The organism is Sphingomonas larreae, from assembly GCF_051400595.1.
Taxonomy (GTDB): Bacteria; Pseudomonadota; Alphaproteobacteria; order Sphingomonadales; family Sphingomonadaceae; genus Sphingomonas.
The window spans coordinates 271,841-287,451 of record NZ_JBLFFI010000002.1 but is presented as its reverse complement, the minus strand read 5'-3'; the positions used below and the strand labels follow the sequence as shown (position 1 = coordinate 287,451).

Genomic DNA, 15,611 nt, shown 5'->3' with positions numbered 1-15,611 from the left:
GCGGAATGACGGAATAAGGCGGATGAGCGTTGCTTCCACCTGCATTTAGGCGATCGCCGCTCATGCAGAAAGCCGATCGCCACGATATCGGTCATCATCTAACGTGATGACCGTGCCCGACATCGCCCTCGACCTGCTCCACACCTTCGTTGCCGTTGCCGAGCACGGCAGCTTCACCGCCGCGGCGCGCTCGCTTGGCCTTCGTCAATCGACCGTGAGCCAGCAGGTGCGCCGGCTGGAGGATCAGGCCGGGCGGCGGCTGATCGACCGCGACACGCATCGCGTCGCGCTCACTCCGGACGGCGAGGCACTGCTCGACCACGCGCGCTCGGTGCTCGCCGCAAGCGACCGACTGTCGCGCCATCTCGCCGCGGTGCCGCTGCGTGGACGGCTGCGGCTGGGCGCGTCGGAGGATTTCGTGCTCTCGGCACTGCCCGATGTGCTCGCCGGCTTCGCGCGCCGCCATCCGGAGGTCGACCTCGAACTCCGCGCCGGACTGAGCGAGCACCTTTACGAGGCGTTCGACGCGGGGCAGCTCGACCTCATCTTCGTCAAGCGTCGCAGCGGAGATCGCCGCGGCACGCTGGCGTGGGAGGAGCCGATCGCCTGGGTCGGGCGCGAGGGCTGGCGCGCCGAGGCGGACGCGCAGCTACCGCTGCTGCTGTATCCGCCGCCGAGCGTGACGCGCGCCCGCGCGATCGCGACGCTGGAGGAGGCCGGGCGAACGTGGCGCGTGGCGTTCACCAGCGCGAGCCTCACCGGGCTGAGCGCGGCGGCGCGCGCCGGTTTGGGCGTGATGCCGCATTCGGCGCGACTGCTACCCGCAGGGCTGGCCGTGCTGCCGCCCGGCGCGGCTCTGCCGGCGCTGCCGGCGATGGAGTTCGTGGTGATCGCGCCCGGGCACGATCCCGCCACCGCGGCGCTGGCGGCGGCGATGCTCGGCTGGTCGCGCGGGGTGCGGTGAAAGGGGCTGACAGGGCTTGGGTGAACCACTCCGTTTTCACCGTCACCCCGGCGAAGACCGGGGTCCAGGTGGGATGGCCGTCGTGGCTCTACCGAGACGTCACCGAACTGAGCCCCGGCCTTGGCCGGGGCGACAGAGAAGGCATGGGGTGGCGACAGAAACGGTTCGCGACTCCTTAGCCACCGAGCTGCGTGCGAGAACACACCGCCGCCGCCATCGGCCGGGCGGCGATGCCTCCCGCACGTCGGCCTTAGAGGCCGACGACACCGCCGTCGGTCTTGGTGATCACGATCGTTGCCGAACGCGGCCGCGACGGGGTGGTGATCGCTCCGGCTTGGCTCGCCGGCCAGCTCGAGGTGATGTTCGCCGGGCCGCCGTTCTCGCCCGGGTGCTGGATGTTGACGAACAGCGAGCGCCCGTCCGGCGTCGAGGTGATGCCGGTGACCTCGCACTCTTTCGGCCCGACCAGAAAGCGCTTGAGCTTGCTGCCCGGCGCCGCGCCGATGCGCGTAGTGGTGGTGCTCGTCGAGGTGGTGTTGGCGGCGGTGGTCAGCGTGTTGTTGACCACGCGCGTGCCGCCATCGCCGACGCTGCCCGGCATGGCGGCGAGCAACATGCAGTTAGTGACGTCGGTATAGGCACCGTCGTCGGTCTCGATCCACAGCACCGGCGCGACCTGGCCGCTGGCGTTGCTCGGCAGACCGAACCACAGGCCGTCCGGCGAGGAGAAATCGTTGCTGGCGTCGAGGCCGGAAAGGTTGATGTTGGCGGGATCAAGGTCGCTGCCGGCGCCGAAGGCGTAGATGTCCCAAGTGAAGGCGGTCGCCTCGGTAGTGTCGCCGGACTCGCGCAGACGGATGATATGTCCGTTGGCATTGCCGCGCGTCGCCTGCGCATTCGTCGGCGGATCGGCGTTGACCACGTCGCCCTGCGGCAGCTTGGGGTCGGTATAGGCGCGCGGGTTGGCGGCGTCGGTGGTCGCCGGCGTACGCGACGAGTTGTTGGTCAGCGTGCAATACATCTCGCCGTTGACCGGGTTGACCGCGGTCCACTCGGGCCGGTCCATCCGCGTCGCGCCGAGCACGTCGGCGGCGAGGCGCGTGTTGATCAGCACATCGGCCTGGTCCGCGAAGGCATAGCTTGTGTTGGACGGGGTCAGGCCGTTCTGCCCGAAGGTCAGCGGCAGCCAGGTGCCGGTGCCGTCGGCGTTGAAGCGCGCGACATAGAGCGTGCCGGTGTCGAGATATTTGTCGCCGGTGGCGAGGCGGTCGCTCGGCGTCGCGTCGGCGGCGACCCAGGGCGTCGCCGAGACGAACTTATAGATATATTCGTTCTGCGCATCGTCGCCCATGTAGAAGGCGGGGCGCACGCCCGCGACCACGCGGCCGGCCATGCAGCCCTCGTGGTTCATGCGGCCGAGCGCGGTGCGCTTCCGCGGCGTCGAGGTCTGCGTGTACGGATCGATCTCGACCACCCAGCCGAACTGGAACGGCTCGTTGCGGAAGTCGGCGGTGCCGTCCGCGGCCGCGCTGGCAGTGGCGGTGGCGTTCCAGCGCGCGAACACGGTGCTCGACGGGTCGGCCGGCGTCACCGTGGTCCAGCCGAAATTGCCGGCACGGCCCTCGCTGATGCCGTAGCGGGTGAGCGACACGTTCTGCTTCGCGTTGCCCGCGGCGGCGCGGGCCGCGGCATCACCGGCGGTGCGGCGGAAATAGCCCGCCCAATTCTCCTCGTTGGTGAGATAGGTGCCCCATGGCATATAGCCGTTGGCGCAGTTGTTGATGGTGCCGCGCCCGGTCGTGCCGTCGACCGAGTAGAGCGTGCGCAGCGCCGCATTGCCGCGCACCGGCCCGTTGAACTGCACCGGCGTGTTGGGCGTGATGCGGCGATTCAGCGGGCTACCCTGGACATAGCTCCACGCGCCGGTGTTGCTGGCGCGGGTGACCTCGATCACCGAGACGCCGTGCGCCTCGATCTCCTTGATCGCCTCGGCCTCGGGGCGTGGCGCCGGCGACGGGCCGTTGGGATGAAGATAGGCCTGGGTGATGTTCTCATGGTTGAGCACCAGCAGGCCGCGCGTGTTGTTGGTGGTGTCGGGTGCGTTGCCGCTCGCGGCGAGGCCGAAGAAGGACATGCCGTCGTGATGGTCACCGGCGCGCTGCGCGAAGTTGGCGTCGCTGCCGTCGTTGGCATAGGTCGCCACGCCCGCCGCGATCGGATCGCCGAGCCGGTACAGCACGGTCACCTGATAGTCGGACGGCACGGTGACGACGTCGTTGAGGTTCTTGGCGACCGCGGTGAAGGCGAGCGTGGCGGGGAGCACGGTGACGGTGGAGCGCGCGCTGCTCGAGCCGCTGCCGCCGCTGGCGGTGAACTCGAACACCAGCGCGGTCGACTGGGCGACGTTGGGCGCGGTGAAGGTGATCGAGTTGCCGCTCGCGATCACCGGCACGGTCGGGCCGCTGACCTGCGTGAACTTGGTCGTGCTGGCGTTGTCGGTGGCGGTGGCGGTGAGCGTGACGACGCGGCCGCCCTGCGTCTGGACGTTGACCCCGTCAGACACGGTGATGATGTCCTGTTCGTCGCCGTCGCAGCCGGACAGCAGCGCTCCGCCGAACACCGCGGTGGTCATCGCGCTCATCCCGCCCATCAGCTGTCGGCGCGAGTAACGGCGCGCGACGAGATCGGCGAGGTGCGGGTTGCGGGTCGGGTTGGTATCGACGTCACCATCGTCGTAAGACGCAGTGGTGAGGCTGAGCTGCTGGTCGGTCATGACGCTCCCTGGGCGCTATGTGCTTGTGCTTAGGCCTATTGGCCGCGCTACAAGGCAGGCCCGCGTCAGTTTGATGATCGACGGATGACGCGGGAGTTACACCTACGTGACACTCGTCCGCGGCTTGACTGGCGCGCACGATCCGCTATGTGCCGCCTCGCGCGTCCCGCCCCCGGGCGATGACGCACCGTCCGAGACAGCGGGTGGCTCCAGGGCCTTAATTCCCCGCCGAGACGGGGACAGGACCAACGCGGCCGCGGCGCGCCTCTCGATGGCGCGTGCTGCCGCTGCCCGTAAGGGCTCCCATTCCCCATCGCTGGACACTGCCGCCGGGCGCTCGCGCGCGGCGGTCCGTACCCGGACAGGCGGCCCCGGCCCTCTGTCCCAACGTGGAGAATGGCATGGATCGTAGTCAGAAGACCGCGGCCGTCGCCGAGCTGAACGATACCTTCTCGAAGGTCGGCGTGGTGGTCGTCACCCGCAACCTCGGGATGACGGTGGCGCAGTCGACCGACTTGCGCAACCGGATGCGGGACGCCGGCGCGAGCTACAAGGTCTCGAAGAACAAGCTTGCCAGGATCGCGCTCGACGGCACCGACTATGGCTCGCTCAGCGATATGCTGACGGGCCCGGTCGGCCTGGCGTCCTCGACCGACCCGGTCGCGGCGGCCAAGGTGGCAGTCGATTTCGCCAAGACGACCGACAAGTTCGAGATCGTCGGCGGCGCGATGGGCGCGACCGCGCTCGACCTGGCCGGCGTGCAGGCACTGGCGACGCTTCCGTCGCTGGACGAGCTGCGCGCCAAGATCGTCGGCCTCATCGTGGCTCCGGCCACGAAGATCGCCACGATCGCCCAGGCACCGGCCGCGCAGATCGCGCGTGTCCTCGCCGCGCACGCGGAGAAGGAAGCCGCCTGATCGGGCTGCTGACCGGCATTTGTTTGTGAACATGGGGCACCTGTCCCCGCTTGATAGGAAGTAAGATCATGGCAGACCTGAACGCGCTGGTTGACCAGCTGAGCGAGCTGACCGTCCTCGAGGCCGCCGAGCTCTCGAAGCTGCTCGAAGAGAAGTGGGGCGTCTCGGCCGCTGCGGCGGTTGCGGCTCCGGCCGCCGGCGGCGCCGGTGCGGCGGCTCCGGCCGTCGAGGAGAAGACCGAGTTCGACGTGATCCTGACCGGCGACGGCGGCAAGAAGATCAACGTCATCAAGGAGGTCCGCGCGATCACCGGGCTCGGCCTGACCGAGGCGAAGGCTCTCGTCGAGGGCGCGCCGAAGCCGGTCAAGGAAGGCGTGAGCAAGGACGAGGCCGAGAAGGTCAAGAAGCAGCTCGAGGAAGCCGGCGCGACCGTCGAGCTCAAGTAAGCCGATATCCGGATCCGGCGGGTTCGCCCAGGGTCACGGACTCAGCAGCAGCGGGGCGGCCTTCCTGGCGGAAGGTCGCCCCGTTCGCATTGGTGGGGTGTGGGGTGTTGGCGCGACGCTTCGTGGTACCGGTCAGCGATGGCAGGTCTGCCCCACTCTCACCGCTCCTTCTCCGTCATCGCGGACTTGGTTCGGGATTCACCGGCCCGCACGAGCAGGTCTGGCGGTGTATGCGGAGGAGTGGATCCCGGACCAAGTCCGGGATGACGGCCAAGTGATAGGGGCCGGCCGCGCGCGTGAACGAGCGCCGGCCCCGCCGCCGCTCGTTCGCCCGTCCAGTCACCGTCAGCGCAGGACCGGCTCGCCGTGCGGGCGCGCGCCGAGCGTCTCGTGCATCCGCGCGGGCGCATCGAGCCAAAACGGCGCGAGCTTGGCCGCGCCGTCGCGCTCCACGCCCACGGCGAACGCCGCGGCGCTCTGCGCATCCCCCGCCCCGCTGGCATAGCGCACGTCCACCGCCGCAACGGGCACGAACATCGCGCGCCCGCCCATGTCGATCGGGCGGATGGCGGCGCGCGGCAGCGTCAGCAACAGCGGCAGCACGCGTGCCTCGCCCGGCGCGAGCGCGAACGGCGCCACCGCGGGACGCACATGCGGCTCGGCGAAAAGCGCGTCGAGCTCCGCCTGCTGGTCGCGATGCGCGCTCAGCAGCCGCGCGGCGACGTAGACCGCGTCCGCCGTCGCCTCGCCCGTGTTGACGATCTCGAGCTCGGCGTCGAGCGTGGCGGTGACCAGGTTGATCCCGCCGCGGCGCGGGCGCAGCGCCAGCGCGAGGCGCGCGCGCGGTGCGGTAGTGACGGGCGGGGTGGCCGAGCGCGAAGTAGGGGCGGCGGGGAACGCCGGCTCGGCCGGACGCGGCTGGCGTGCAGGCAACTCGACTGGCGCGGGGGAGTCCGCGACGTCGCCGGCCAACGCCTCAATCGTGCTGGCGCGTCGTCGGCGCCATAGCAGCAGCGCCGCACCGCCAAGTAGTACGAGCGCGCCGGCGATGAGCCAATCGGCCCGCCACAGCGGCGCCGGCGGCGCGGAGGCGGGCGGGGGCACCGGCGCGGCGGCAGTCGCCGTGGCGGCCGGCGACTCCGCCGGCACCGGCGCGCGGGCGGGCGCCACGGCTACCGGTGTCGCCGCGGAGGTCGGCGCGACAGCAGGCGCCGCGGAGGCGTCCGCCGCGCGTCCGCGCGGGCTGGCCGCGGTGCGTGGTGCCGGTGCCGCGGTGGTGCGCGGCGCGGCGGTCGCACGCGATGTCGGCGCGGCTGTAGCACGCGGCGCGGGCGTAGGGCGCGGGGTCGGCGCGACTCGCACGGGCGCGACCGCGGCGGGCGCAGTCGGCGTCGCCCCCGGCCCCGGCGGCAGCGACCAGCTGATCGGCGGCGGGACCGCCGAGTCGGCGGGCGGCACGGTGGTCACCGGCGCCGGCGCTGCCTGTTGCGCCGACGCGGGCACGGCGAGCGGCACGGTCGCCAGCAGGAGAAGAGGTGTACGCATGAACATCGTGCCATCCGCTAGTGCCCGCACGGGCGAGGTCAACCGCCCTGCCCCGCGCCGCCGCGCCGCGCCGGCCCGGTTGACGCTCCAACACGACGAGCCTATATTCCGCTCACTTCCTTCGATCTCGGGACATGACACGCCGTCGCGCAGCGCGTCATACGTATGGGTCGAGGGGTTCAGGACGCTGAAGGTCGCCGTCTCCCGCCTGTCGGGATCAGACGCGCGGCCTTTCGCCGTTCGGTCCCATGCGCCCGTATATTCTGGCTGACGAGGCACACGCTCCTATGGCAACCAAGGCGATCGACGCGGGCTCCGCGCGCTCCGACCGGCTCAGCGGCACGCGCAAGCGGCGCATCCGCAAGGTCTTCGGCAACATCCACGAAGTCGTGCAGATGCCGAACCTGATCGAGGTCCAGCGCGAGAGCTACGAGCAGTTCCTGCGCTCGGATCCCTCGATCGGCTATGTCTCGGGTCTCGAGAAGACGCTGCGCAGCGTGTTCCCGATCCGCGATTTCGCCGGCACCGCCGAGCTCGACTTCGTGACCTACGAGCTCGAGCCGCCGAAGTTCGACGTCGAGGAGTGCCGCCAGCGCGGCATCACCTATGCGGCGCCGATGCGCGTCACGCTGCGCCTGATCGTGTTCGAGGTGGATCCCGATACGGAGACCCGCTCGGTACTCGATATCAAGGAGCAGGACGTCTACATGGGCGACATGCCGCTCATGACCGAGAACGGCACCTTCTTCATCAACGGCACCGAGCGCGTGATCGTCTCGCAGATGCACCGTTCGCCGGGCGTGCTGTTCGACCACGATCGCGGCAAGACCCACGCGAGCGGCAAGTATCTCTTCGCCGCGCGCGTCATCCCCTATCGCGGCTCGTGGCTGGACTTCGAGTTCGACGCCAAGGACATCGTCAACGTCCGTATCGACCGGAAGCGCAAGCTGCCGGTGACGGCGCTGCTGTACGCGCTCGGCCTCAACTCGGAAGAGATCCTCAACCACTTCTACAACCGCGTCACCTATGTGCGCGGCGAGGGTGGCTGGCAGATTCCGTTCGCGGCCGAGAACTGGCGCGGCGTGAAGCCGACGTTCGACCTGATCGACGCCGCCTCGGGGGAGGTGGTGTTCGCCGCGGGCACCAAGGTGACCCCGCGCGCCGCCAACAAGGCGGCCAAGGACGGGCTGCAGACGCTGCTGATCCCGACCGAGGAGATCTACGGCCGCTACTCCGCCTATGACCTCATCAACGAGACCACGGGCGAGATCTACGTCGAGGCCGGTGACGAGATGGGGCCAGAGAGCCTCGAGAAGCTCGACAAGGCCGGAATCGACCGGATCGAGCTGCTCGATATCGACCATGTCACCACCGGTCCGTGGATTCGCAACACGCTCAAGGCCGACAAGGCCGAAGAGCGCGAGCAGGCGCTGTCCGACATCTATCGCGTCATGCGCCCCGGTGAGCCGCCGACGCTTGAGACCGCTGAGTCGCTGTTCGCCGGCCTGTTCTTCGATCCGGACCGCTACGACCTGTCGGCGGTGGGCCGCGTCAAGCTGAACATGCGCCTCGACCTCGACGCCGAGGATACGGTGACGACGCTGCGCACCGAGGACATCCTCGCGGTGGTGAAGACGCTGGTCGACCTCAAGGACGGCAAGGGCGAGATCGACGACATCGACAATCTCGGCAACCGCCGCGTCCGCTCGGTTGGCGAGCTGCTCGAGAACCAGTATCGCGTCGGCCTGCTGCGCATGGAGCGCGCGGTGAAGGAGCGCATGTCGTCGGTCGACGTGTCGACGGTGATGCCGAACGACCTAATCAACGCCAAGCCCGCGGTGGCCGCGGTGCGCGAGTTCTTCGGCTCGTCGCAGCTGTCGCAGTTCATGGACCAGACCAACCCGCTGTCCGAAGTGACGCACAAGCGTCGCGTCTCGGCGCTCGGGCCGGGCGGGCTTACCCGCGAGCGCGCGGGCTTCGAGGTTCGCGACGTCCACCCGACGCACTATGGCCGCATCTGCCCGATCGAGACGCCGGAAGGCCCGAACATCGGTCTGATCAACTCGCTCGCGAGCTTCAGCCGCGTCAACAAATACGGCTTCATCGAGACGCCGTACCGTAAGGTCGTCGACAACAAGGTCACCGGCGAGGTGGTCTATCTGTCGGCGATGGAAGAGGCCAAGCACACGATCGCGCAGGCCTCCGCCGATCTCGACGGCGAGGGCCGGCTGACCGAGGAGCTGGTCTCCGCGCGTCAGGCGGGCGAGTTCCTGATGGCGCTGCCTGAGACGATCACGCTGATGGACGTCTCGCCCAAGCAGCTCGTGTCGGTCGCGGCGTCGCTGATCCCGTTCCTCGAGAACGACGACGCCAACCGCGCGCTGATGGGCTCGAACATGCAGCGCCAGGCGGTGCCGCTGGTCAAGGCCGAGGCGCCGTTCGTCGGCACCGGCATGGAAGAGACCGTCGCGCGCGATTCGGGCGCGGCGATCGCCGCCAAGCGCGCCGGCGTGGTCGACCAGGTCGACGCCAGCCGCATCGTGATCCGCGCCACGGGTGATGTCAGCGCGACCGAGTCGGGCGTCGACATCTACACGCTGATGAAGTTCCAGCGCTCGAACCAGTCGACCTGCATCAACCAGCGCCCGCTGGTGAAGGTGGGCGACGTGGTCAACGTCGGCGACGTCATCGCCGACGGCCCGTCGACCGAGTTCGGCGAGCTGGCGCTGGGTCGCAACGCACTCGTCGCGTTCATGCCGTGGAACGGGTATAACTACGAGGACTCGATCCTCATCTCCGAGCGGATCGTGAAGGACGACGTGTTCACGTCGATCCACATTGACGAGTTCGAGGTGATGGCGCGCGACACCAAGCTCGGGCCGGAGGACATCACCCGCGACATCCCCAACGTCGGCGAGGAGGCGCTGCGCAACCTCGACGAGGCGGGCATCGTCTACATCGGCGCCGAGGTGGAGCCGGGCGACATCCTCGTCGGTAAGATCACGCCCAAGGGCGAGAGCCCGATGACGCCGGAGGAGAAGCTGCTTCGCGCCATCTTCGGTGAGAAGGCCAGCGACGTGCGCGACACCTCGCTGCGTCTGCCGCCGGGCGTCGCCGGGACGATCGTCGACGTGCGCGTGTTCAATCGCCACGGCATCGACAAGGACGAGCGCGCGATGGCGATCGAGCGCGAGGAGATCGAGCGCCTGAAGAAGGACTCGGACGACGAGCGCACGATCCTCAACCGCGCCACCTGGTCGCGTCTGCGCGAGATGCTGCTCGGTCAGGTCGCGACGGCGGTGCCGAAGGGCCTGAAGAAGGGCGCCACGATCGACATGGACCTGCTCGACAGCGTCGACCGCCACGAGTGGTGGAAGTTCGCGGTGCAGGACGATGCGGTCCAGGCCAACCTGGAAGCGGTCAAGGCGCAGTATGACGAGGCCGCCAAGAAGATCCGCGACAAGTTCGAGGATCGCCGCGAGAAGCTTGAGCGCGGTGACGAGCTGCCGCCGGGCGTGCTCAAGATGGTCAAGGTGTTCGTCGCGGTGAAGCGCAAGCTGCAGCCGGGCGACAAGATGGCCGGCCGCCACGGCAACAAGGGCGTGATCAGCCGCATCCTGCCGGTCGAGGACATGCCGTTCCTCGCCGACGGGACGCCGGTGGACCTCGTGCTCAACCCGCTGGGCGTGCCGTCGCGCATGAACGTCGGGCAGATCTTCGAGACCCACCTCGGCTGGGCCGCGCGCGGCCTCGGCCAGCAGATTGCGCACGCGCTGGAGGACTGGCGCGAGGCCAACCCCGACGCCAAGGCGGGCGATATGCCCGCGGCGGTGAAGGAGCGGCTCGAGACGGTGTACGGTGAGCATTATCTCGACGACATCCGCGCCCGCGACGGCAACGAGATCGTCGAGCTGGCGCAGAACCTGAAGGCGGGCGTGCCGATGGCGACCCCGGTTTTCGACGGCGCGGTGGAAGCCGATGTCGCCGAGATGCTGGAGCTAGCCGGGCTTGATCGCTCGGGCCAGTCGGACCTGTTCGACGGGCGCACCGGCGACCAGTTCGACCGCAAGGTGACGGTGGGCATCATCTACATGCTCAAGCTGCACCACCTCGTGGACGACAAGATCCACGCGCGCTCGATCGGGCCCTACTCGCTCGTCACCCAGCAGCCGCTGGGCGGCAAGGCGCAGTTCGGCGGCCAGCGCTTCGGCGAGATGGAGGTGTGGGCGCTCCAGGCCTATGGTGCCGCCTACACGCTGCAGGAGATGCTCACGGTGAAGTCCGACGACGTGGTCGGCCGCACCAAGGTCTACGAGGCGATCGTCAAGGGCGACGACACGTTCGAGGCCGGCATCCCCGAGAGCTTCAACGTGCTCGTCAAGGAGATGCGCTCGCTGGGTCTCAACGTCGATCTCAAGACGATGGACCTGGGCGTGGACGAGGACGGCGTCGCGATCGCAGCAGAGTGAGCCTGACTCTCCCTCTCCCAGCGGGAGAGGGAGGGAGCCGCCGGCAGGCGGCGGAAGGGTGAGGGTGACTCGGTCGCCACCACCCCACCCTCACCTTCCCACCCGGCTGCGCCGGGCGGGCCCCTTCCTCTCCCACGGGGAGAGGAAAAAGAGGTAAGATCATGAACGAACTGACCAATTTCGCCAATCCGCTCGCCAAGCCGGAGACGTTCGACCAGATCCAGATCGGGATCGCGTCGCCGGACAAGATCCGCAGCTGGTCGTTTGGTGAGATCAAGAAGCCCGAGACGATCAACTACCGCACGTTCAAGCCCGAGCGTGACGGCCTGTTCTGCGCGCGCATCTTCGGTCCGATCAAGGATTACGAGTGCCTGTGCGGCAAGTACAAGCGCATGAAGTACAAGGGCATCGTCTGCGAGAAGTGCGGCGTGGAGGTGACCGTTTCGAAGGTCCGCCGCGAGCGCATGGGCCATATCGAGCTGGCCGCCCCGGTCGCGCACATCTGGTTCCTCAAATCGCTGCCGTCGCGCATCGGCCTGTTGCTCGACATGCAGCTCAAGCAGCTCGAGCGCGTCCTGTATTTCGAGGCGTATATCGTCGTCGAGCCGGGTCTCACCCCGCTGGAGAAGTTCCAGCTGCTCACCGAGGATGAACTGCTCGAGGCGCAAGACGAATATGGCGAGGACGCCTTCTCCGCCGGGATCGGCGCCGAGGCGGTCCGCATCATGCTCGAGAGCCTCGATCTTGAGGGCGAGAAGGTTGCGCTGCTCGAGGAGCTGGCGACGACCAAGTCCGAGCTGAAGCCGAAGAAGATCATCAAGCGGCTCAAGGTCGTCGAGAGCTTCCTTGAGTCGGGCAACCGGCCCGAGTGGATGATCCTTGAGGTCATTCCGGTGATCCCGCCCGAGCTGCGCCCGCTGGTGCCGCTCGACGGTGGCCGCTTCGCCACGTCGGACCTCAACGACCTGTACCGTCGCGTCATCAACCGCAACAACCGCCTCAAGCGGCTGATGGAGCTGCGCGCGCCCGACATCATCGTGCGCAACGAGAAGCGCATGCTGCAGGAGGCGGTCGACGCTCTCTTCGACAACGGTCGTCGTGGTCGCACGATCACCGGCGCCAACAAGCGTCCGCTGAAGTCGCTGTCCGACATGCTCAAGGGCAAGCAGGGCCGCTTCCGCCAGAACCTGCTCGGCAAGCGCGTCGACTATTCGGGCCGCTCGGTGATCGTGACCGGTCCGGAGCTCAAGCTGCACCAGTGCGGCCTGCCCAAGAAGATGGCGCTCGAGCTGTTCAAGCCGTTCATCTACGCGCGCCTCGACGCCAAGGGCCTGAGCATGACGCTCAAGCAGGCGAAGAAGTGGGTCGAGAAGGAGCGCAAGGAAGTCTGGGACATTCTGGACGAGGTGATCCGCGAGCATCCGGTGCTGCTCAACCGCGCGCCGACGCTCCACCGGCTCGGCATCCAGGCGTTCGAGCCGGTGCTGATCGAGGGCAAGGCGATCCAGCTTCATCCGCTGGTCTGCTCCGCGTTCAACGCCGACTTCGACGGCGATCAGATGGCCGTGCACGTTCCGCTGAGCCTCGAGGCGCAGCTGGAAGCGCGCGTGCTGATGATGTCGACCAACAACATCCTCAGCCCCGCGAACGGCAAGCCGATCATCGTGCCGTCACAGGACATGGTGCTGGGCCTCTACTATCTGTCGATGGAGAAGCAGGGCGAGCCCGGCGAGGGCATGCTCCTCGGCGACATGGCCGAGGTGCATCAGGCGCTCTACGCCGGTGCGGTGACGCTTCACTCGAAGATCATCAGCCGGGTGCCGCAGACGGACGAGCAGGGTAACACCTATCTCAAGCGCTTCGAGACCACCCCGGGCCGCATGCTGCTGGGCGAGACGCTGCCGAAGAGCCACAAGGTGCCCTTCGACGTCGTCAACCGGCTGCTGACCAAGAAGGACGTCGGCGACGTCATCGACGAGGTGTATCGCCACACCGGGCAGAAGGAGACTGTCCTGTTCGCCGACGCGATCATGGCGCTCGGCTTCCGCCACGCGTTCCGCGCCGGCATCTCCTTCGGCAAGGATGACATGATCATCCCGGGCGACAAGGAGCAGCTGGTCGACGAGACGCGTGACCAGGTGAAGGACTATGAGCAGCAGTATCAGGATGGCCTGATCACGCAGCAGGAGAAGTACAACAAGGTGATCGACGCCTGGAGCCGCTGCGGCGACCAGGTGGCGGCCTCGATGATGAACGAGATCAAGGCGGTGAAGGTCGACCCGGAGACGGGCCGCGAGAAGCCGATCAACTCGATCTACATGATGGCGCACTCGGGTGCGCGTGGCTCGCAGGCGCAGATCAAGCAGCTGGCGGGTATGCGCGGCCTGATGGCCAAGCCCTCGGGCGAGATCATCGAGACGCCGATCATCTCGAACTTCAAGGAAGGCCTGACCGTCCTCGAGTACTTCAACTCGACCCACGGCGCCCGTAAGGGCCTCGCGGATACCGCGCTGAAGACCGCCAACTCGGGCTATCTCACCCGCCGCCTTGTCGACGTGTCGCAGGATTGCGTCATCATCGAGGAGGATTGCGGCACCGAACGCGCGCTCGAGATGAAGGCCATCGTGCAGGGCGGATCGACCATCGCGTCGCTCGGCGAGCGCATCCTCGGCCGTACCACGGCAGAGGACGTGGTCGACGCCAAGACGGGCAAGGTGGTGATCCCGGTCGGCACGTTGCTCGACGAGCCGATGGTCGCGCAGATCGAGGCGCTGGGCATTCCGGGCATGAAGATCCGCTCGCCGCTGGTCTGCGAGAGCAAGGTCGGCGTCTGCGGCAAGTGCTACGGGCGTGATCTCGCGCGCGGCACCCCGGTCAACATCGGCGAGGCGGTCGGCGTGATCGCGGCCCAGTCGATCGGCGAGCCGGGCACGCAGCTGACGATGCGGACCTTCCACATCGGCGGCGCGGCGCAGCTGAACGAGCAGTCCAACCTCGAGGCGCCGGTCGACGGCACCGTCGAGTTCCGCGACGTGCGCGTGATCGAGGACCAGCGCGGCCGTCGCGTCGTGCTGAGCCGCTCGGCGGAGATCGCGATCGTCGACATGGACGGGCGCGAGCTGGCGGTCCACAAGATCCCGTACGGCGCGTACGTGATGTTCGACGACGGCCATATCGTCTCCAAGGGCGACCGCATGGCCGAGTGGGATCCGTTCACCATGCCGGTGATCACGGAGACCGGCGGCACCGTGAGGTTCCAGGACCTGATCGAGGGCAAGACGCTCACCGAGCAGGTCGACGAGGCGACCGGTATCGCGCAGCGCGTGGTGACCGAATATCGCGCGACCACCAAGTCGAAGGAGGATCTGCGCCCGCGCATGACCCTGCTCGACGAGGGCTCGGGCGAGGCGGCGCGCTACCTGCTGGCGTCGGGCGCGGTGCTCTCGGTGGAGGACAATGCGACCGTGCAGGCCGGCGACGTGCTCGCACGTGTCGCCCGTGAGTCCGCCAAGACGCGCGACATCACCGGCGGTCTGCCGCGCGTCGCCGAGCTGTTCGAGGCGCGCAAGCCCAAGGAGAATGCGATCATCGCCAAGGTCTCCGGCCGCGTCGTGTTCGGCAAGGACTATAAGGCCAAGCGCAAGATCGGCATCCAGCCCGAGGACGGCGGCGAGGTCGTCGAGTATCTCGTGCCCAAGTCGAAGGTGATCGACGTTCAGGAAGGCGACTACGTCAAGCGTGGCGACAATCTGATCGGCGGCAGCCCCGACCCGCACGACATCCTCGAGGTGCTCGGCATCGAGCCGCTGGCGGAATATCTCGTGTCGGAGATCCAGGAGGTCTATCGTCTCCAGGGCGTGAAGATCAACGACAAGCACATCGAGACGATCGTCCGCCAGATGCTCCAGAAGGTCGAGATCACCGAGAGCGGCGACACCACGCTGCTGGTCGGCGAGCAGGTCGACCGCGAGGAGATGGACGCGATCAACGAGAAGCTGGAGGACGGCCAGGCGCGCGCCGCGGGCAAGCCGATCCTGCTGGGCATCACCAAGGCGTCGCTGCAGACCCGCAGCTTCATCTCGGCGGCGTCGTTCCAGGAGACCACCCGCGTCCTCACCGAGGCGGCGGTCCAGGGCAAGCAGGACACGCTGATGGGCCTCAAGGAGAACGTGATCGTCGGCCGGCTGATCCCGGCGGGTACCGGCGCGGGCATGAACCGCCTGCGTGTGGCGGCCTCGTCGCGTGATGCGGCACTGCGGGTTCAGCAGCGCAAGCTGCAGGACGCGATGATCGCGGCGGGTGCCGCGGGTAGCGCGTCGCAGACGCGCGCCGCGGAGACCGCGCGCAGCCCGCGCGACGACGCCGGCACCGGCAGCGACCCGTTGGCGGCGGTGGTGCCCTCGGGCACCGGCACCGATGCCGATGCGGGTGAGTATCTCAACGAGGAGTGAGCCCGGCGGCGGAGCGATCCGCCACGGGTGACCCGATCCAGCCGCC

The 15,611-nt window shown here is 68.2% G+C and carries 7 protein-coding genes; 5 read left to right on the top strand and 2 right to left on the bottom strand.

Going from position 1 to position 15,611, the window contains the following annotated elements:
* Nucleotides 1-106 precede the first annotated feature (106 nt).
* On the top strand, nucleotides 107-964 hold the full coding sequence (locus tag ACMGDM_RS09555; protein ID WP_436803900.1) for a LysR family transcriptional regulator: 858 nt from the start codon (nucleotides 107-109) through the stop codon (nucleotides 962-964).
* A gap of 250 nt (nucleotides 965-1,214) precedes the next feature.
* Here the strand turns inward: ACMGDM_RS09555 and ACMGDM_RS09550 are convergent, their stop codons facing one another.
* On the bottom strand, nucleotides 1,215-3,737 hold the full coding sequence (locus ACMGDM_RS09550) for a PhoX family protein (RefSeq protein WP_436803899.1): 2,523 nt from the start codon (nucleotides 3,735-3,737) through the stop codon (nucleotides 1,215-1,217).
* A gap of 401 nt (nucleotides 3,738-4,138) precedes the next feature.
* Here ACMGDM_RS09550 and rplJ point away from each other — a divergent pair, with 401 nt between their 5' ends.
* Both rplJ and rplL read left to right on the top strand, forming a co-directional pair.
* A complete protein-coding gene (gene rplJ, locus ACMGDM_RS09545) occupies nucleotides 4,139-4,654 on the top strand; it encodes a 50S ribosomal protein L10 (RefSeq protein WP_219748368.1) in 516 nt (171 codons plus the stop codon).
* 68 nt (nucleotides 4,655-4,722) lie between these two features.
* Nucleotides 4,723-5,100 (top strand): 50S ribosomal protein L7/L12, encoded by a 378-nt coding sequence (gene rplL / locus ACMGDM_RS09540; RefSeq protein ID WP_436803898.1) that lies wholly within the window; start codon nucleotides 4,723-4,725, stop codon nucleotides 5,098-5,100.
* A gap of 345 nt (nucleotides 5,101-5,445) precedes the next feature.
* Here the strand turns inward: rplL and ACMGDM_RS09535 are convergent, their stop codons facing one another.
* On the bottom strand, nucleotides 5,446-6,645 hold the full coding sequence (locus tag ACMGDM_RS09535) for a hypothetical protein (protein WP_436803897.1): 1,200 nt from the start codon (nucleotides 6,643-6,645) through the stop codon (nucleotides 5,446-5,448).
* A gap of 287 nt (nucleotides 6,646-6,932) precedes the next feature.
* On the opposite strand from ACMGDM_RS09535, the gene rpoB reads away from it, so the two are divergent.
* Both rpoB and rpoC read left to right on the top strand, forming a co-directional pair.
* Nucleotides 6,933-11,114 carry a DNA-directed RNA polymerase subunit beta gene (rpoB, locus tag ACMGDM_RS09530; RefSeq protein WP_436803896.1) on the top strand — a complete coding sequence of 1,394 codons (4,182 nt, stop codon included), beginning with the start codon at nucleotides 6,933-6,935 and terminating at the stop codon, nucleotides 11,112-11,114.
* Between the two features lie 161 nt (nucleotides 11,115-11,275).
* Nucleotides 11,276-15,565 carry a DNA-directed RNA polymerase subunit beta' gene (gene rpoC, locus ACMGDM_RS09525; RefSeq protein ID WP_436803895.1) on the top strand — a complete coding sequence of 1,430 codons (4,290 nt, stop codon included), beginning with the start codon at nucleotides 11,276-11,278 and terminating at the stop codon, nucleotides 15,563-15,565.
* Nucleotides 15,566-15,611: the final 46 nt, after the last annotated feature.